General features: G+C 71.2%; 16 protein-coding genes and 1 pseudogene. 13 read left to right on the top strand and 4 right to left on the bottom strand.

Annotated features, from left to right (window positions below):
• Positions 1 to 21: 21 nt before the first annotated feature.
• Positions 22 to 453: a hypothetical protein gene (locus ACQPY0_RS58440; protein ID WP_432982445.1), complete on the bottom strand. Its 432-nt coding sequence runs from the start codon at positions 451 to 453 to the stop codon at positions 22 to 24.
• Between the two features lie 218 nt (positions 454 to 671).
• On the opposite strand from ACQPY0_RS58440, the gene ACQPY0_RS58435 reads away from it, so the two are divergent.
• The 10 genes from ACQPY0_RS58435 (at position 672) to ACQPY0_RS58390 (ending at position 9,827) form a co-directional block, all read left to right on the top strand.
• Positions 672 to 1,253 (top strand): DUF1707 SHOCT-like domain-containing protein, encoded by a 582-nt coding sequence (locus ACQPY0_RS58435; RefSeq protein ID WP_432982442.1) that lies wholly within the window; start codon positions 672 to 674, stop codon positions 1,251 to 1,253.
• Complete coding sequence (locus tag ACQPY0_RS58430) at positions 1,250 to 2,404, top strand: hypothetical protein (RefSeq protein WP_432982439.1); 1,155 nt, start codon at positions 1,250 to 1,252, stop codon at positions 2,402 to 2,404. Before ACQPY0_RS58435 ends, ACQPY0_RS58430 begins: the two co-directional genes overlap by 4 nt.
• Positions 2,405 to 2,496: 92 nt before the next feature.
• Entirely contained in the window at positions 2,497 to 5,091 is a 2,595-nt protein-coding gene (gene clpB, locus ACQPY0_RS58425; protein WP_432982436.1) for an ATP-dependent chaperone ClpB, read from the top strand.
• Between the two features lie 24 nt (positions 5,092 to 5,115).
• Positions 5,116 to 5,481: a hypothetical protein gene (locus ACQPY0_RS58420; protein WP_432982433.1), complete on the top strand. Its 366-nt coding sequence runs from the start codon at positions 5,116 to 5,118 to the stop codon at positions 5,479 to 5,481.
• A gap of 52 nt (positions 5,482 to 5,533) precedes the next feature.
• Positions 5,534 to 6,145: a hypothetical protein gene (locus tag ACQPY0_RS58415; RefSeq protein ID WP_432982430.1), complete on the top strand. Its 612-nt coding sequence runs from the start codon at positions 5,534 to 5,536 to the stop codon at positions 6,143 to 6,145.
• A gap of 49 nt (positions 6,146 to 6,194) precedes the next feature.
• The gene (locus ACQPY0_RS58410) at positions 6,195 to 6,974 is read left to right on the top strand and encodes an SDR family NAD(P)-dependent oxidoreductase (RefSeq protein ID WP_432982427.1); all 780 of its coding nucleotides are present in this window, start codon (positions 6,195 to 6,197) and stop codon (positions 6,972 to 6,974) included.
• Between the two features lie 395 nt (positions 6,975 to 7,369).
• Positions 7,370 to 7,912, top strand: coding sequence for an orotate phosphoribosyltransferase (gene pyrE, locus ACQPY0_RS58405; RefSeq protein WP_432982424.1), 543 nt, complete (start codon positions 7,370 to 7,372; stop codon positions 7,910 to 7,912).
• A 57-nt stretch (positions 7,913 to 7,969) separates the two neighbouring features.
• A complete protein-coding gene (locus tag ACQPY0_RS58400; RefSeq protein ID WP_190248465.1) occupies positions 7,970 to 8,350 on the top strand; it encodes an ArsR/SmtB family transcription factor in 381 nt (126 codons plus the stop codon).
• Positions 8,351 to 8,381: 31 nt separating this feature from the next.
• The gene (locus ACQPY0_RS58395; protein WP_432982421.1) at positions 8,382 to 9,026 is read left to right on the top strand and encodes a class II aldolase/adducin family protein; all 645 of its coding nucleotides are present in this window, start codon (positions 8,382 to 8,384) and stop codon (positions 9,024 to 9,026) included.
• Between the two features lie 387 nt (positions 9,027 to 9,413).
• On the top strand, positions 9,414 to 9,827 hold the full coding sequence (locus tag ACQPY0_RS58390) for a hypothetical protein (protein WP_432982418.1): 414 nt from the start codon (positions 9,414 to 9,416) through the stop codon (positions 9,825 to 9,827).
• 343 nt (positions 9,828 to 10,170) lie between these two features.
• Here the strand turns inward: ACQPY0_RS58390 and ACQPY0_RS58385 are convergent, their stop codons facing one another.
• The 3 genes and pseudogenes from ACQPY0_RS58385 to ACQPY0_RS58375 form a co-directional block, all read right to left on the bottom strand.
• The gene (locus tag ACQPY0_RS58385; protein WP_432982415.1) at positions 10,171 to 10,947 is read right to left on the bottom strand and encodes a DedA family protein; all 777 of its coding nucleotides are present in this window, start codon (positions 10,945 to 10,947) and stop codon (positions 10,171 to 10,173) included.
• 25 nt (positions 10,948 to 10,972) lie between these two features.
• A complete protein-coding gene (locus ACQPY0_RS58380) occupies positions 10,973 to 13,432 on the bottom strand; it encodes a polynucleotide kinase-phosphatase (protein ID WP_432982412.1) in 2,460 nt (819 codons plus the stop codon).
• Positions 13,429 to 14,820: pseudogene (locus ACQPY0_RS58375) on the bottom strand (3' terminal RNA ribose 2'-O-methyltransferase Hen1). Before ACQPY0_RS58375 ends, ACQPY0_RS58380 begins: the two are co-directional and overlap by 4 nt.
• 65 nt (positions 14,821 to 14,885) lie before the next feature.
• On the opposite strand from ACQPY0_RS58375, the gene amrS reads away from it, so the two are divergent.
• The 3 genes from amrS (at position 14,886) to ACQPY0_RS58360 (ending at position 17,788) form a co-directional block, all read left to right on the top strand.
• Positions 14,886 to 15,950: an AmmeMemoRadiSam system radical SAM enzyme gene (gene amrS, locus ACQPY0_RS58370; protein WP_432982409.1), complete on the top strand. Its 1,065-nt coding sequence runs from the start codon at positions 14,886 to 14,888 to the stop codon at positions 15,948 to 15,950.
• On the top strand, positions 15,947 to 16,735 hold the full coding sequence (gene amrB, locus ACQPY0_RS58365; protein WP_432982406.1) for an AmmeMemoRadiSam system protein B: 789 nt from the start codon (positions 15,947 to 15,949) through the stop codon (positions 16,733 to 16,735). The genes amrS and amrB overlap by 4 nt, the downstream gene beginning before the upstream one ends.
• A gap of 165 nt (positions 16,736 to 16,900) precedes the next feature.
• Positions 16,901 to 17,788, top strand: a complete 888-nt coding sequence (locus tag ACQPY0_RS58360; protein ID WP_432982403.1) for a phytanoyl-CoA dioxygenase family protein — start codon at positions 16,901 to 16,903, stop codon at positions 17,786 to 17,788.
• Positions 17,789 to 17,792: the final 4 nt, after the last annotated feature.

Raw genomic sequence — 17,792 nt, 5'->3', positions numbered from 1 at the left:
AAGCGCGAGCCGGCGCCGGTTTCAGCTGATCCGGCGGGGCTGGCGAACCAGGCCGCCCTCGCACCAGTCGTGGTAGTCGAAGAGGTCCGGGCGGGCCAGCAGCATGCGGGCGTTGTGGGCCCACGTCGTGAGCAGCTCGTCGCCGTTCTCCTCGGCCTGCTCCACGAACTTCTTCAGGCGGCGCTTCGGGTGGGCGCGGAAATGCGTGCGGATGCCGTCGGCCGCGTAGATGTACATGCAGTGCAGGGCGAACCGCCGCGCCGGGCAGGCCGGGTCCATGGCCAGCTCGAAGAGGGTGCCGATCAGGCGGTCGCCGGCGACCAGGAGATCCCAGTCGGGCGGCATGGTCTCCAGCAGCGAGGCGTCCGGGTGGTAGGCCCACGCGCGCAGTTCGGCTGGAGTAGGGTCGACCGGGTTCTCGAAGCCCCGGAATCCCGCCTGTGTCACGCTCACCATCAGCTCCCGTGGCCAGCGGGCCGTAACCGGGCGATGCGCCGCCACATCGCCAGGGTCCTGGTTCCCGCGACAACTTAGCCCGCCATCAGGTTGTATGGGAAGAGGCGGACGAGGTACTTACTCTCGGTAAACCCGAAAATAGGTGGATATTTCCGCCTAAAGGGGCGGCGAAACGCAGGATGTCAATGACTCGCGATGAGGTCTACAGTGACGTCGTGAGCACGGACCGCCCGGACATGCGTATCTCCGACGCCGAGCGGGAGATCGTGGTAGCCCAGCTCAACGCCGCTGTCGCCGAGGGACGGCTGACCCTTGCCGAATTCGAGGAGCGGGTCGACGGCGTGCTGCGTTCACGGACGTTCGGCGAGGTCGAGCCGTTTGTCGGGGACCTGCCGCAAAAGGGCGCGATCGCGCCGAAGGACCAGCAGGAGATCCGCAATCACTCGTCGAGTCTCAAGCGGACCGGGCGGTGGACGGTGCCGCGGCGGCTGATGATCAGCACGCGGGCGGGCTCGGTCAAGCTCGACTTCACCGAGGCGGTCTTCAGCTCGCAGCTCGTCGAGGTGCAGCTGGACGCGCGCTCCAGCTCGATCGACCTGGTGCTGCCGCGTGGGGCGACGGCCGACATCGACAGCATCGCGCCGCACTCGAGCTCGCTGCAGCAGAAGGTGCCGGCCGCCCACGACGCCGATCGCTCGGGCGTCGGCTCGGGCATCGTGCTGCGGATCGGCGGCGAGGTGCGTAGCAGCAGGGTGCGGGTGCGTTACCAGCGCCGATTCTGGCGCTGGCGTTGGTGAGGCGGCGTCGCCGGGCCCTGGCGCTCGGGCTCGCCGCCGCCCTGGTCGCGACGCTGAGCGCGGGCTCGTGCGCGCCGAACAGCACATCCCAGCCGGAGGCGGTGCCCAGCGACGACGTGTCCTACGAGGACCTGCCCACCGCCAACCCGCCCGACGACCCGCACGACCGGCAGAACGTGGTACCGGTGCCGAAGGGGACCTCGCCCCGCGGGGTCGAGTTCGCCGACCCGTCCACCGGATATGCGCTGTTCACCTCGTGCGTGGCCGGGCGGGCCTGCCAGGCCGGGCTGGCGGTCACCCTCGACGGCGGATACAGCTGGGTGGGGCGCAAGCTGCCCTTCGACGACGCGATCGACGTCGACATGCGACTCGGGCGCGGCAACGTGCTGATCGTCAAGGCGGCGCCGGACGGGTACTTCATCTCGAAGGACGCCGGGCGCACGTTCGAGCGGCGGCCGCTGACGCCGGCACCGGTCGAGACGAACCTGGCCGACCCGCAATACTCGGTCGGCTGCCAGGACGCCGCGGCGAGCGGCTGCTCCGACCCGCAGCCGTGGGTCGTCGGCGACGACGGCAACCGGGGACCGCTGCCGTCGCGCCCTTCCGGGCAGTACGAATGGACCGGCCTGACCGCCACCGCGAACGGCACCCTGTGGCTGGCGGGACGCTCGCCGGGCGGCACCGCCTCGCCGGCCGCCGGGACGACGATCAGCGCCTGGAGCAGCGCCGACCGGGGCCGCACCTGGAAACCGCAGGGCAGCGCGCACACGATCGAGGCCAATGCGGTCGTACGCCCCGTGGTCTCCGGCGACGGTGCGGACGTCTGGCTCGTCGGGCCGCGCTTCGCCGCGCATCTGGCCACCACCGGCGAGTGGGTGGAGGCGACCGGGATGCGCGAACTCGCCCAGGTCCTCTCGGCCGAGACGCTGCCCGGGCACAACCTGCTGGTCGCCAGCGACCAGGGCGTGTTCGTGGTCGACCTCGCCCAGCGCCGCACCCGCGACCCCGGCGCCCGCCTGGTCTTCCGGCTCCGGCGCCTCGACAACACCACGATCCTGGGATACCCCGCGCAGCAGTCCGGCGACGTGTGGCTGTGCACCGTGCGCGAGCAGGGCTGTGACTGGGCGCACGTCGGGGTCTCCGCGCGTTAGTCGGGTGACGCTCGGCAATTCAGACTTGAGTGGAATAGACTCAACCCCGTTGGTGTCGTACCTCCTGAAGGACGCACTGGAACGAGGAGTCGATGAACGCCGAACGCCTGACCACCAAGAGTCGCGAGGTCATCAAGGCCGCCGTGGACACGGCGAGCCAGCGCGGACACGCGACCGTTGAAGCCTGGCACCTGCTGCTGGCGCTGCTGGACACGGGCGGCTCGACCGCTGCCGGCCTGCTGCGCGCGGTGGGCGCGAATCCGGCCGACGTCCGCCGCGCTGCCCTGCACGCCGTGGAGCGGCTGCCCAGCGCCCGCGGTTCGAGCGTCGTGGAGCCCAACGTGGCCCGCGAGTTCGCCAACGCGATCGCGGCCGCCGAGCAGATCGCCCGGCCGCTGGGCGATGAGTACACCTCCACCGAGCACCTGCTGGCCGGCCTGGCCCGCGTCGGCGGGGCGGTCGCGACCCTGCTCAAGGAGGCCGGCGCGACCGAGCAGACCCTGGTCGCGGCGTTCCCGCAGGTTCGCGGCGGCGACCGGAAGGTCACCTCGGCCGACCCGGAGCAGACGTTCCAGGCGCTGGAGAAGTATGGCGTCGACCTGACCCAGTCCGCGCGCGACGGCAAGATCGACCCGGTGATCGGCCGCGACGCCGAGATCCGCCGGGTGATCCAGGTGCTGTCCCGGCGCACCAAGAACAACCCCGTGCTCATCGGCGAGCCCGGCGTCGGCAAGACCGCGATCGTGGAGGGCCTGGCCCAGCGCATCGTGGCCGGGGACGTGCCGGAGTCGCTGCGTGACAAGCGGCTGGTGAGCCTCGACCTCGGCGCGATGGTCGCCGGTGCGCAGTATCGCGGCCAGTTCGAGGAGCGCCTCAAGTCGGTGCTGGAGGAGATCAAGGGCTCCAACGGCCAGGTCATCACCTTCCTCGACGAGCTGCACACGGTCGTGGGCGCCGGCAAGGGCGAGGGCTCGATGGACGCCGGTAACATGCTCAAGCCGATGCTGGCCCGCGGCGAGCTGCGCATGGTCGGCGCGACGACCCTGGACGAGTATCGCGAGCACATCGAGAAGGACCCGGCCCTGGAGCGGCGCTTCCAGCCGGTGGTGGTGGGCGAGCCGTCCACCGAGGACACCATCGGCATCCTGCGCGGGCTCAAGGAGCGCTACGAGGTCCACCACGGCGTGCGGATCACCGACGCGGCGCTGGTCGCGGCGGCCGCGCTCTCGGATCGGTACATCACCGACCGCTTCCTGCCGGACAAGGCCATCGACCTCGTCGACGAGGCGGCTTCCCGGCTGCGCATGGAGATCGACTCGCGCCCGACCGAGGTGGACGAGGTCGAGCGCAGCGTGCGCCGGCTCGAGATCGAGGAGATGGCGCTGGCCAAGGAGCCCGACGCCGCCTCGGCCGAGCGGCTGCAGCGGCTGCGCGCCGAGCTCGCCGACCGGCGCGAGCAGCTGACCGCGCTCACCGACCGCTGGCAGAACGAGAAGGCGCACATCCAGAAGATCTCCAACACCAAGGAGCAGCTGGAGCAGCTGCGCGGCGAGGCCGAGCGGGCCGAGCGCGACGGCGACCTGGCCCGGGCCTCCGAGCTGCGCTACGGCGTGATCCCCCAGCTGCAGCACGAGCTGGAGCAGGCCGAGAGCGAGCTCACCGCCCTGCAGTCCTCCGGCGCGATGCTCAAGGAGGAGGTCTCCGCGGACGACATCGCCGCCGTGGTCGCCTCGTGGACGGGCATCCCGGCCGGCCGGCTCCTGGAGGGCGAGACCGCGAAGCTGCTGCGCATGGAGGACTCGCTGCGCAGCCGCGTGATCGGGCAGGACCGCGCGATCCAGGCGGTCTCCGACGCGGTGCGCCGCGCGCGGGCCGGCATCGCCGATCCGGACCGGCCGACCGGCAGCTTCCTGTTCCTCGGCCCGACCGGCGTCGGCAAGACCGAGCTGGCCAAGGCGCTGGCGGAGTTCCTGTTCGACGACGAGCGCGCCATGGTGCGAATCGACATGAGTGAGTACGGCGAGAAGCACACGGTCGCGCGGCTCGTCGGCGCGCCGCCCGGCTACGTCGGCTACGAGGAGGGCGGTCAGCTCACGGAGGCGGTGCGCCGCCGGCCCTACACGGTCGTGCTGCTCGACGAGGTCGAGAAGGCGCACCCGGACGTGTTCGACGTGCTCCTGGCGGTCCTCGACGACGGCCGGCTCACCGACGGGCAGGGCCGCACGGTCGACTTCCGCAACGCGATCCTGATCCTTACCTCGAACCTGGGCTCGGAGGTGCTCGCCGACGACCCGACGCTCAACGCCGAGCAGCGCCGGGACGCCGTGATCGCGGCGGTGCGGGGCCACTTCAAGCCCGAGTTCGTGAACCGGCTCGACGACATGGTGGTGTTCGACGCATTGTCGCAGGCCGATCTCCGTGCGATCGTAGAGATCCAGCTCAATGCATTGGGCCGGAGGCTGGCCGACCGCCGGCTCACGCTCGAGGTCTCCGACCCGGCGCGTGACTGGCTGGCCAGTCTTGGGTATGACTCGGTGTACGGCGCCCGGCCCCTGCGCCGCCTGGTTCAGACGTCCATCGGCGACCAGCTCGCCCGGGCGCTCCTGGCCGGCGACATCAGGGACGGCGACCGCGTGCTGGTCGACCTGTCGGACGACAAGAAGGCGCTCACGGTGAACGCCGGATAGACGGCTGTGGGAGGGTACGGCTCGATGCTGTGGAAGAAGCAGGCGTACGACGATGAGCTGCGTCTCCTCGCCGGCGCGGACACGCTCGCGTTCGGCGGGGTCGGCATCGCCGGCGCCCTCCTGCCCGCCACCAAGGCCTACTTCACCGTCGAGGAGGCTTTGCGCCAGCACGGGGGCGAGCTGCGTCCCCGGCTGGAGGCGATGCTCGACAAGGCCACCCCGGCCGGGCGTGTCTACGCCGCCGAGCTGCTCACCCACGCCGACGCGGCGGCCGGGCGGGCCGCCTGGCAGCGGCTGGCCGGGCAGTCCGGCGAGGTGAAGACGTTCAGCGGCTGCATCATGAGCAGCACGACGGTCGCGCGCTACGCGCAGGAGAGGCTGCGGGACTAGCCGGACATCGATACGGTGATTCCCAGGGACTTCCTGGGAGGAGATCCACCCGATGTCATTCGCCGCTCCGGCCCCGGCGCCACGCGCCCGGCCGACGACCGTCACCCTCGCCGCATTCGCGCTCTTCGGGGCGGCCGCGATCGAGGTCATCAGCGTTGTCATCGCGCTGCTCTACGCGGGCAAGATCGCCGAGAACACGAAGAGGCTGTACGAGGAGGCCGGCCTCAGCACCAGCAGCAACGCCGGCCTGGGGATCGGGTCCTCCGTCGGGGCCCTCTTCGGTTTCATCTTCATCGTGATCCTGGTGGTGCTCGGCTATCTCGTCAGCCGCGGCAACCAGGTCGGCCGGGTGCTGACCTGGGTCCTCGGCGGCCTCCTGCTGTGCTGCAGCGTGGTCGGCCTGGGCGGCACCCTCTTCGCGAAGACGTTCTGGGAAGCCGGCCGCAAGTCCAACTCGCGGCTGCCGGACTGGGACCGCTATCAGGACGTCGTGTACTCCGGCATCCCGGGGTGGTACCAGCCGGTCACGACGGTGCTGAGCGTCCTGCTGGTCATCGCGATCCTGCTGTCGATCATCCTGCTCGCGCTGCCGTCCTCGCACCCGTACTTCCGCAAGGAGCCACAGCAGTGGGAGCCGCCGCTCCCCGGCCAGCCGGGCTTCTGATCCTCTGACAAGGGCCGGGCCGGTGCCCGGCCCTTGTTACCCTCCGGCCGTGACGCGTACCGCACTCGTGACCGGAGCAACCGCGGGCATCGGCGCCGCCTTCGCGCGGCAGCTCGCCGCCGAGGGCTACGAGCTCGTCCTCGCGGCCCGCGGCGAGGAGCGGCTGACGGCCCTCGCCGCCGAGCTGACCGTGCCCGTCGAGGTGCTGGTGGCCGACCTCGCCACCGCCGAGGGCTGCGACGCGGTCGCGGCCCGGCTCACCGATCCCGCCCGGCCGGTCGAGATGCTCGTCAACAACGCCGGGCGGTCGCTCAACCGCTCCTTCCTGCACTCCAGTGTGGAGCTGGAGGAGGAGCTGCTGCGGCTCAACGTGCACGCCGTCATGCGGCTGACGCTCGCGGCGCTGCCGGGGATGGTCGAGCGGGGGCGGGGCGACGTCGTCAACGTCTCGTCGGCGTCGGGGTTCGCGGCACTGATGCCGGGCTCGACGTACCCGGCCGGCAAGGCCTGGGTGACGAACTTCAGCGAGTCGCAGGCCCAGCTCGTGCGCCCGATGGGGGTGCGGGTCATGGCGTTGTGCCCCGGGTACACCCGCACGGAGTTCCACGAGCGGGCCGGCATCGACATGTCGAAGACCCCCGCATGGATGTGGCTGGACGCCGGCGCGGTGGTGCGGGCGGGGCTGAAGGACCTGCGCCGGGGGCGGATGGTCAGCGTGCCCGACTGGAAGTACAAGCTGGCGGTCTTCGGCATGCGCCACGCCCCTCGGGGCCTCGTCCACCGGGTGTCCCAGGACACCAGGGGACGCATCGGTCACCAGGAGCGTTAACCGCCCAACCGGGGCACGTCGCGCATCGATGTTTGCACTACGACAAGCATTGAATTTGCTGTGTATTGAACATGATAGTGGTCACGTACGTTCGGATGATGGCCGAATGGCAGCGCTCCCATGGGCATTCGGGTGGTAGGGCACCTGGCCGTTCGGGTGTTTATGCAGGTCAGCGCCGTGTATCGAGCATTGCAACGATCCAATAGGAGCAAGATTCGGATTCGTCGTCGGGGCATCGGTGCATCGTTATCCCCCGCCACCGTCGCCTCTCGCGTCACTCGTGGTGATCGCTGCGATCACCTTCGTATTCACCCTCGTCCCCTCGACGGCCTTAAATTCCGGCGAGAGTGCGGGTCATCGATTCACGACGGAGTTTTAGCGCGTACGCTTCGGTCATGACCGACCGTGACGACCTGCTGAAACTCGTACGTGAACTTGCCGTGGTCCACGGACGGGTCACGCTGTCGTCCGGACAAGTTGCCGACTGGTATGTGGACCTTCGTCGCTTGACGCTGCACCATGCTGGTGCGCCGTTGGTCGGCCGGGTCCTGCTCGATCTCGTCGACGACTGGGAGTTCGACGCCGTGGGAGGGCTGACCCTCGGCGCGGACCCGGTGGCCACCGCGATGCTGCATGCGGCGGCCGCCCGCGGGGGACGGACGCTGGACGCGTTCGTCGTCCGAAAGAGTGACAAGGCTCATGGTCTGCAACGCCGGATCGAAGGACCCGACGTTGCCGGCCGGCGCGTCCTGGCGGTCGAGGACACCTCCACTACAGGTGGAAGTGTGCTGACTGCCGTGGAGGCGTTGCGAGAGGCGGGCGCCGAGGTGGTCGGTGTGGCCGTTATCGTCGATAGAGGCGCGGAAAAGGCGGTTCGCGCCGCGGGGCTGAGCTATCGCTCAGCATTTTCGTTGGCCGACCTCGGCCAACAGGGCTGAAAAATTGTCGATTCGGACCTGCGCATATGCAGGCGGGTCGATGGTGTTGGTGGAAGGATGGAAAACGTGGGAACTGCGCTGGCTGAGATGACCCTGCCCCAGATCTCGCCGCTTGCCGGCGAGCCGATTGACCGCGCTGACGCCGAGCGTCTGGCCGGCGTCCTGAAGGCGCTTGCCGACCCGGCCCGACTCCGGCTCCTGAGCCTGATCCAGTCGGCTCCCGACGGCGAGGCGTGTGTTTGTGACCTGACGGCCCCGCTCGGGCTCTCGCAGCCCACGGTGAGCCATCACCTGCGGATCCTCACTGAGGCCGGTCTGCTGGAGCGCGAGAAGCGGGGTGTGTGGGCGTTCTACCGCCTCGTGCCCTCCGCGATCGGCACCATCGCCGACCTTCTGACGCCGCCGCGCAAGCGTGCGACCAAGAAGGCCCCTCGCTGAAGATGCCGCCGACAGCGTCGGGTAGGGCCTCGTGACCTACCCGACCGGGGACCTGCGCGACCAGTTGGCCCACGCCGGGCACGCTGTCGTGCAGGCGGGACTCGTCGTGGGCTCGGGTGGCAATCTTTCCGCCCGGGCACCAGGCGCGGACGAATGCTGGGTAACCGCGGCCGGGACATGGCTCGACCGACTCGACCGCGGTTCATTCGTTCGGATCCGAATTAGCGACGGCGCGGCCCTTGACAGCAATGTCGGGGTCGTGCCGTCGTCGGAGCTCGCGCTCCATCTCGAGACGTACCGCACCCGCCCGGACGTCAACGCGGTAGTGCACCTGCACCCGCAGACCGTCCTGCTGCTCGACGCTCTGGCCGAGCCGATCCGGCTGGTCACCACCGACCACGCCTTCTACCTGCGGCAGGTTTCCACCATTCCGTTCGTCCCACCGGGCCGGCCCGAGGTCGGGACGCTGGCCGCCGCGGCGTGCAAGGACGACGTGAACTGCGTGGTGCTGTCCCGCCACGGATGCTCGGTCGTGGCCGAGTCGGTGGAGTTGGCGCACAAGCGCGCGTTCTACCTTGAGGAGGCGGCGCGGTTGACGTACCACGCGCTGGCCCTCGGCCGCCCGCCCGAGCCGCTGCCCACGGACTGGCTGCGGACGCCAGGCGCCACGGCCTGACATCGCACGTTGCCGCTTTCCCGGTCGCTGCGGCCCGCTGCTTCCGCCTGTCGCTGTTCCGGTCGCCGCGGCCCGCCGCTTCCGCCGGTTGCTCTTCCGGTCGCCGCGGCCCGCTCCTTCCGCTTGTCGCTGTTCCGGTCGCGCTTCCGCCTGCCCTTGCCCCGAGCCGGCCTGCTCCTGCTTGCGTGCGGGACGAGCCCGAAAATTCTCGCGTCCGTGAACGTCCCGAGTCCCGCCGACGGCCGCCCGGCGCAGCACCTCGAGGCGCGATGACCCGCCCTGCTTACCCTCGTGCTCCGTTCAACCGCTGGACCGCCCGTGACCTCGGCAGCGCAACGGCGGCGGGGCGGCCCACCACACCCCATAGGACGGGTCTATCCGCTCGCCGTGGTCAGCGGCAGGCCGGCCACGGACCTGGCCACAGCCGAACCACTGCGCGCCGCGCTCCCCGACTTCGCCAACCGCGACGCTTTCACGCGGCGCGGGTTCCGAGGCGTCGACGGGGCGTCGACGGGGCGTCGACGGGGCGTCGACGGGGCCGCCGGTAGCGGGGTCTCGCGGGCTGCGGTGCAGGTCGTCCCGATGGGCGACGGGCCGAGGGTGCTCGACGTGCTCGGGAACTCGAACGCGACCACCGGGCAGCCGCGGGTGCTCACGCTCGTCGACGTCGCGTCGTCGATGACCCGGCCGATAGCCAAGGGCGGGTCATCGCGCCTCGAGGTGCTGCGCCGGGCGGCCATCGGCGGGGCTCGGGACGCTCACCGACGACAGCGAGCTTGGGCTCCGGCCCACGCTCCTTGACCCACTCGCCGCCCACGACAGTGAACTGATCTCGGGCTCCTGGCGGCGTTCGTTGACCCACCAGGTCGTCGTGCCCGTTTCCGCCTTCAGCCAGGGCCGCAGGCGCGGTGTCCGGGGCGCGGGAACTGAGTGCGGGTCGAGCGGGCACGCCCAATCGCAGCTGGTGAAAGGTGAAGGGGCGAAGGCGTGCGGGCTGAGGCGGGGCGAGTCCGGGCGGCGGGGCGTTCCGGCTTTCCCACCCTACCCCGCCGATCCTAATCGATCTCCAGATCCGGTCGCGGAGCGTCAGGAAGCGCTACGCGGCGCGATCGGGCGCGACCAGGAGCGGCGGGGTACGGGGACGTCAGCGGTGGCTGCCGCGGCGCTCCGTCGGGGGTACGACCGGCAGGACCTCCGTCTGGGCGTTGGCCGGGTCGTGGTCGGCACCGGCGACCTTTGACCGGCGGCGCTCCTGCCAGCCGCGGAAGACCTCGATGAAGATCGGCAGCGCGGAGATCAGGACGATGACCAGGACGGCCGGCAGGAGGTACGTGTCGATCTTCTCCGGCGGGATCAGTTCGCGGATCTGCTTGGCCAGGGCCCACCCGACGAAGATGATGCCGTCGGTCCACAGGATGCCGCCGACCACGTTCCAGAGGAAGAACTGGCGGGCGGGCATGCCCACGACGCCGGCGACCGGGTTGAGGAACGTGCGCACGACCGGGATGAAGCGGGCGAGCACCACGGCCTTGGCCGGGCCGAACTTCTCGAAGTAGTGCTCGGCCTTCTCGACATACTCCTTCTTGAAGATCTTCGAGTTGGGCCGGTCGAACATCCGGCGGCCGTAGCGGGCGCCCAGGTAGTGCCCCAGCTGGGCGCCCGCGATCGCGCAGATCGGGGCGCCGATGAGCAGCTGCGGCAGGCTCAGCTTGGTGCCGAGCAGGTCCGTCGCGGCCGGCGACGAGGCGACGCCGGCCAGGAACAGCAGGGAGTCACCGGGGAAGAAGAAGCCGACGAGCAGTCCGGTCTCGACGAACATGATGAGCCAGACGCCGATCACGCCGAACGTGCTCAGCAGCCCCTTCGCGTCAAGAGGGTTGAGGGAGAGCAGGTCGCCCACGGCGCGCGTCTTTTCTTCCACGGATGACCAGGGTACGTGAGCCTTCTTACAACCGTGGATCCACCGGCTCGCTTTCGCACGCCTGCACCGCGAAAACGAGCTGGTGCACGCGCCAGGCGGGCGCCCCGGCGGCCAGCAGGTCGAGCGCGGCCAGGCCCAGACCCTGCTCGCGCAGGGCCAGGCCGCGTTTGCGCCCCAGGTTGCGCCCGCGCAGGGCCGCGAGCCGCTCCGGCTCGGTGTAGTCCGGGCTGTAGATGATCCGCAGGTACTCCCGGCCGCGGCACTTGATCGCCGGCTGCACCCGCGGGCCGGCGTCCTCGGCGGGCTTGACGACCATGCCCTCGCCGCCGGCGCCGGTCAGCTCCAGCCACCAGTCGACGGCCGCGGCCACCCCGGCCGGGTCACCCGGGTCGACGAGCAGGCGCCGGGTTGTGGTGAACAGCTCCGGGTCGGCCGCGACCAGGCGGTCCATCACGCTCAGATGCCACTCGTGCCCGTTGCGCGCATGGTTCGCCCCGGCGGAGGCGAGCACGTGGAACGGGGCGAGGCGGATGCCGGCCAGCCCGTCGGTCGGCCAGCAGTAGCGCCGGTACACCTCCGCGAACGCCCCGATCGCCGCCTCCCGGGCCGCGAAGCGCTCGGCCAGGTCCCCGACCGCGATCCCGCGCCCGGCGGCCGCGGCGAGCGCGGAGCGGGCCGCGGGCAGGGCGGCTCCGGCCGCGGCGGCCACACTGGCGTACTGGTCGCGGATGAGCGGCTCCGCCTTGGCCGACCACGGCAGCACCTCGGCGTCGAGCAGCAGCCAGTCGGTGCCGAGCTCGTCCCAGAGTCCGGCACCGCCGATCGCCGCGACGACGCGCTCGACCAGCGGGGCCACGTCGGGGAAGAAGGGCCGGCCCGTGCGGGTGTACACCACACCCGCGCCGTCCCGCCGCACGTTGAACACGGCCCGGGAACCCATGTGCTTCTCCTGGCACACCACGCGCGGCACGCCGGCGCGGGCGTAGTCGGCGAGGGCCTCGACCGGGTGCTCGAGGTACCCCTCCTGCGCCGACGTCGACGCGGGCGCCATCGTCGGCGGCAGCCACACCAGCCACGCCGGGTCGACCGCGAACCGGCTCATCACCTCCAGGGCGGCCGCGGCGTTTTCGGCCGCGACGGTGACCCGCCCGGCCGGCGTCTCCAGGCTGCGCCGCCCGGTGACGTCGGCGAGATCCATCGCGTCCGGCTCGTCCGGGGCGGCCGGGGCCAGCGGGCGGACCGGTTCGTAGTACGTGCGCTCGGCCGGCACCGACACCAGCTCGCGCGACGGGTACCGCAGCGCGGTCAGGGCGCCGCCGAAGACGCAGCCGGTGTCGACGCAGATGGTGTTGTTGATCCACTCCGGCGAGGGCGTCGGGGTGTGGCCGTAGACGACCATGGCCCGGCCGCGGTACTCGTTCGCCCACGGATACCGCACCGGCAGCCCGTACTCGTCGGTCTCGCCGGTGGTGTCGCCGTACAGCGCGAAGGAGCGCACCCGGCCGGAGGCGCGCCCGTGGTACGCCTCCTTGAGCCCGGCGTGCGCCACGACCAGCCGCCCGCCGTCGAGCACGTAGTGGCTGATCAAGCCGTCCAGGAACGACATGGGTGAGAAGTCCGGCTCCTCGGCCAGCTGCGCCATCGTCTCCGCGAGGCCGTGCGTCAGCGAGACGTTCTTACCGCGCAACTTCCGCAGCAGCTTGGCCTCGTGATTGCCGGACACGCACAGCGCGTGCCCGGCCGCGACCATCCCCATGACCAGCCGCAGCACACCGGGCGAGTCCGGCCCGCGGTCCACGAGGTCGCCGACGAACACCGCTGTTCGGCCCGAAGGATGGGCGGCGTCGACCGGGCGGCCGGAAGCATCGCGGGAGAGCGCATACCCGAGCCGATCCAGCAGCGTCTCCAGCTCGGCCCGGCAACCGTGCACGTCGCCGATGATGTCGAACGGCCCGGTCAGTTCCTTGCGATTGTTGAACAATGGCTCGTACTCGATCGTGGCGGCATCGATCTCGGAAACTCCCCGCAGCACGTGGACCTGCCGAAATCCCTCCCGGCTCAGCGAGCGCAGGGAGCGGCGCAGGTCCCGGTGCTGCCGGGCCACCACCGGGCGGCCGAAGTCGCGGTCCGGGCGGGTCCGGGTGCGCGCCCAGCATTCGTCCTCGGGCATGTCGAGCACGATGGCCACGGGCAGCACGTCGTGCTCGCGGGCCAGGGCGACCAGCGCCTGCCGGGCATGCGGCTGCACGTTGGTGGCGTCCACGACCGTGAGCCGGCCGGCCCGCAGGCGCTTGCCGGCGACGTAGTGCAGGGCGGCGAAGGCGTCGCCGGAGGCCGACTGGTCGTTCTCGTCGTCGGCGACCATGGCCCGGAACGCGTCGGAGGACAGCACCTGGGTCGGCGCGAAGTGGCGCCGGGCGAACGTCGACTTGCCGGAGCCGGTGACGCCGACGAGGGCGACGAGGCAGAGCTCGGGGAGCTTCACTTGAGGAACACCGCCATCTGGGTAGGTGATCCGGCGCCCGGGTCCTCGGGGCCGATGCCGCGCCGGGTGACCCGGTAGCCGTAGCGGGCCGCGACCTCGTCGCACCAGCCGGCGAACTGCGCCCGGTCCCACTCGAAGCGGTGGTCGGCGTGGCGCATCCCGCCGTGGGCCAGGCCCGGGTACAGCGCGTTGTACTCCACGTTCGGCGTGGTCACGACCACCGTCGCCGGGGCCGCGTGGCCGAAGACGCTCGCCGCGAGCGCCGGCAGCCGGGGCGGGTCGACGTGCTCGACGACCTCCATGAGCACGGCGGCGTCGAAGCCCTTGAGCCGGTCGTCGCGGTAGGTCAGGGCGGTCTGCAGGAGCCGGATGCGGTGGCGCTGGCGCTCCGGCAGCCGGTCGAGGTGGAGGCGGCGGGCGGCCATCTGCAGCGACACGGTGCTCACGTCGGCGCCGACGATCTCCGTGTACTGCCGCTCGCGCGCCAGCTCGCCGAGCAGCGCCCCCGGGCCGCAGCCCAGGTCGAGCACGCGCGCCGCGCCGGATTCCCGCAGCGCGTCGAGCACCGCCCGGCGCCGCTGGAGCTGCAGCGACTCCGGTCGCGGCGCGGATTCCTCCGCCAATTCCGACATTTCCGAAGAATCCGAGAGCCGGGCCAGCGCCGCCGACGTCAGCGCCGCGCGATGCGCCAGGTACCGCTTCGCGATCAGCGCCTTGCGCGGGTGGGCGGCCAGCCATCCGGTCCCGGCCCGCAGGAGCTTCTCGACCTCGTCCGGCGAGACCCAGTAGTGCTTGAAGTCGTCGAGAACCGGTAGCAGCACGTACACCTGGTTCAGCGCGTCGGCGAGCCGCAGGACGCCGGCGAGTCGCAGGTCGACGTAGCGGCTGAGCCCCCACTCGTACGGGATCGGCGTCGCCGTGACGCTCCAGCCCAGCGGCCCGAAGAGCTCTTCCGGGTCGCCCTTGCAGCGCAGCGCCGGGATGTGCAGCTCCAGCGGGATGGGCGTCGCGGCCAGCTCCGGGCGGTCGCGGGAGTCGCCGTGCAGCGCCGAGCGGAACACCTTGCCCAGCGCCGCCGAGAGCAGGCTGGAGGCCGCGTACGGCCGGTCGTTGACGTGCTGGTGCAGCGAGAACGTCTCGCCGGCCCGGCTGCCGCGCAGCTTCGCGGGGTCGACCTCCAGCAGCAGCGCCGCCGTGCACCGCTCCGGCGTCGCCTCGGCCGCCGCCGGCCGACTGCGTCTCCAACGACGAGGCCTGTGTCATTGAGGGTAGAAGACATGGGCCCGGCCGGAGGAGACGTCGAAGGTCTGCAGCCGGTCCGGGTGCTTCACCAGCAGGTAGCCCAGGTCGGTCGCGGGTCGGTGGGTCGTCGTCACGGTCAGCAGCACACGGATCATCATGGCGGCGCGAAAAGCAGCGGCCGAGGCAATTTCGCCGGGCTAGGCTGCAAGGTATGGCGGTGGTGGCGACCGCACACTGGCACCGGCTCGACGACGGGCGGGTGCAGTGCGACGTGTGCCCCCGCAACTGCCGGCTCCACGAGGGGCAGCGCGGGTTCTGCTTCGTGCGGCAGCGCGAGGGCGACGAGATCGTGCTCACCACCTACGGCCGCTCGTCCGGCTTCTGCGTCGACCCGGTCGAGAAGAAGCCGCTCAACCACTTCCTGCCCGGCTCGCCGGTGCTGTCCTTCGGCACCGCCGGGTGCAACCTCGGCTGCCGGTTCTGCCAGAACTGGGACATCTCCAAGAGCCGCGAGATCGACACGCTGGGCGCGAGCGCCGAACCGGAGCGGCTGGCGGCCGAGGCCGAGCGGCTGGGCTGCCGTTCGATCGCGTTCACCTACAACGACCCGGTGATCTTCATGGAGTACGCCATGGACGTCGCCGACGCCTGCCGGGAACGTGGCATCAAGGCGATCGCCGTCTCGGCCGGCTACATGAACCCGGCGCCGCGGGAGGAGTTCTACCGGCACATCGACGCGGCGAACATCGACCTCAAGGCGTTCAGCGAGCGCTTCTACGAGAAGATCACGTTCGCCCGGCTCCCCTCGGTGCTCTCGACGCTGGAGTTCCTGCGCACCACCGACGTGTGGTTCGAGGTCACGACGCTGCTCATCCCCGGGCACAACGACGGCGACGACGAGCTGCGCCGCCAGTGCGACTGGCTGCTGACGCACCTCGGCCCCGACGTCCCGCTGCATTTCTCGGCGTTCCACCCCGACTTCAAGATGCGCGACGTGCCCCCGACCCCGCCCGAGACGCTGCGCCGCGCACGGAGGATCGCCCTGCAGGCCGGGCTCCGGTTCGTCTACACCGGCAACGTCCACGACCCCGGCGGCCAGAGCACGACCTGCCCCGGCTGCGGCGCCGCGGTGATCGTGCGCGACTGGTACGAGCTGCTGACGTACAAGATCACCGACGACGGCCACTGCACCGCGTGCGGCTACGCCGTCCCGGGCGTCTACGAAGGGCCCGCCGGCGCCTGGGGGAGGCGGCGGCTGCCGGTGAGGATCGGGTGAGGCCGCCGGCCGTGGCCGGGAGCTTCTATCCGCAGGATCCCCAGGAGTTGCGCTCCGCCGTCGAAGCGCTCCTGGATGGCGTACCGTTCCAGCCCGATCGCTCGGCGCCGGATCGATCCTTCGCCCTCGTCGTGCCGCATGCGGGATACCGCTGGTCGGGCCCGACGGCCGCGCACGCCTACGCGCGCCTGGCCGGCCGGCGCGACATCGAGCGCGTGGTGCTCCTCGGCCCCGCGCACCGGGTGCCGCTGCGGGGCATCGCCGTGCCGAAACTCGCGCACTGGTCGACGCCGCTCGGCGCGGTGGAGATCGACACCGGCGGCGCGGCGGACCTGGTCGCGGCCGGGCTGGCGGTGGCGGACGACGCGCCGCACGCGCCCGAGCACGCACTGGAGGTACAACTGCCGTTTCTGCAGGTCCTTGGCTTCTCCAAGGTGCTGCCGGTGTGCGTCGGGGCGGCGGCGCCGGACGCGGTGGCGGCGCTGCTGTCGCTCGTCGCCGGGCCGGGCACGCTGGTGCTGTGCAGCACCGATCTTTCGCACTATCTGACACAGGAGGAGGCGCGGGCGGCGGACGAGGGCACCGTCGACGCCGTCGTGCGGCTCGAACCCGGCCGGATCGGCGAGCACGGCGCCTGCGGGCGCTACGCACTGCGGGGACTGCTCACGTGGGCCCGCGACCTGGCGCCCGACGTGCGCGTGCTGCACCAGGCGACCTCCGCGGACGAGGGCGGGCCGCGAGACCGGGTCGTCGGCTACCTGGCCGCGTCCCTCACCGCGAGCTAACTCTCCGTAGTTGTATTTGGCACACCGACGTCATAACGGTCGATTTCGTTGCGTCCGGTTCGGTCAAAAGACCCTGGCCGATCGGCCGACCTCCGGTGGCGGCCTCCGCACCCGTCTTTCGCTGTGGAGGCGCCGGCGGACGGCGCCGGAACTGGAGAACGGGGCATGTCTGCGACGACGACAGCCGGCCCGGCGACGGGCACCGGCTGGGTGCCGATGACGAGCGAGCAGCGGGAGCAGTTCGACACGGACGGTTACCTCATCCTGAAGGGCGTGCTGAGCCCGCGCGAGGTCAGCCACTACGCGTCGGTTCTCGATGTCGCCCACGCCACGCACCCGCGCGCGGCGGACGGCTCGCTGCACCTGCTCAGCGCCGTCACCAGCTGCCCGGAGCTGGTCGACCTGATCGACCACCCGGCGACGCTGCCGCTCGTCTGGTCGATCCTCGGCTGGAACGTGCACATCTACCACTCGCACCTCGACGTGCACCCGACCGTCCCGGCGGCGAAGCCGGACTGGTGGCACTGGCACCAGGACGGCGGCCGGCAGAACCGCGAGCTGGAGACCGACCCGCGCCCGCGGCTGTCGGTGAAGCTCGCGTACTGGCTCTCGGACGTCTCCGAGCCGGGGCGCGGCAACCTGACGCTCATCCCCGGCAGCCACAAGACCAACTGGCTGCCCGGCCCGCCGAAGCGCGACGTGCCGTGGCCGGCCCCGAAGGACGCCATCCAGGTCAAGGTCAACGCCGGTGACGTGGTCTTCTTCGACCGCCGCATCTGGCACGCCCGCTCGGACAACCACTCCGAGATCACCCGGCGCTGCGTCTTCCTCGGCTACACGTACCGCTGGATCGCCATCCGCGACGAGGTCGCCGCGCTGCCGTCCAAGCCCTGGTGGAGCCGGCTCAACCAGGTCCAGCAGCAGCTGCTCGGCGGGGTCGGGGCCGGCGACGGCGACCACCACTGGGGCCACTACCCCGAGTCCACGCCGCTCTACGTCGCGCTGCGCGAGCGCGGACTGCTCGACCCGAGCTTCCCGCCCCTGATCCCGTAAGGCC

The organism is Dactylosporangium sp. CA-233914 (assembly GCF_050942935.1).
GTDB lineage: Bacteria > Actinomycetota > Actinomycetes > Mycobacteriales > Micromonosporaceae > Dactylosporangium.
The sequence above is the reverse complement of the archived record's forward strand: the minus strand, read 5'-3'. Positions and strand labels throughout refer to the sequence as shown.

What these genes read in the sequence shown, in the direction of transcription:
- ACQPY0_RS58415 (WP_432982430.1), top strand. Translation starts at nt 5,534, where the DNA reads ATGTCATTCGCCGCTCCGGCCCCGGCGCCACGCGCCCGGCCGACGACC.
- clpB (WP_432982436.1), top strand. Translation starts at nt 2,497, where the DNA reads ATGAACGCCGAACGCCTGACCACCAAGAGTCGCGAGGTCATCAAGGCC.
- amrS (WP_432982409.1), top strand. Translation starts at nt 14,886, where the DNA reads ATGGCGGTGGTGGCGACCGCACACTGGCACCGGCTCGACGACGGGCGG.
- pyrE (WP_432982424.1), top strand. Translation starts at nt 7,370, where the DNA reads ATGACCGACCGTGACGACCTGCTGAAACTCGTACGTGAACTTGCCGTG.
- ACQPY0_RS58360 (WP_432982403.1), top strand. Translation starts at nt 16,901, where the DNA reads ATGTCTGCGACGACGACAGCCGGCCCGGCGACGGGCACCGGCTGGGTG.
- ACQPY0_RS58400 (WP_190248465.1), top strand. Translation starts at nt 7,970, where the DNA reads ATGGAAAACGTGGGAACTGCGCTGGCTGAGATGACCCTGCCCCAGATC.
- ACQPY0_RS58420 (WP_432982433.1), top strand. Translation starts at nt 5,116, where the DNA reads ATGCTGTGGAAGAAGCAGGCGTACGACGATGAGCTGCGTCTCCTCGCC.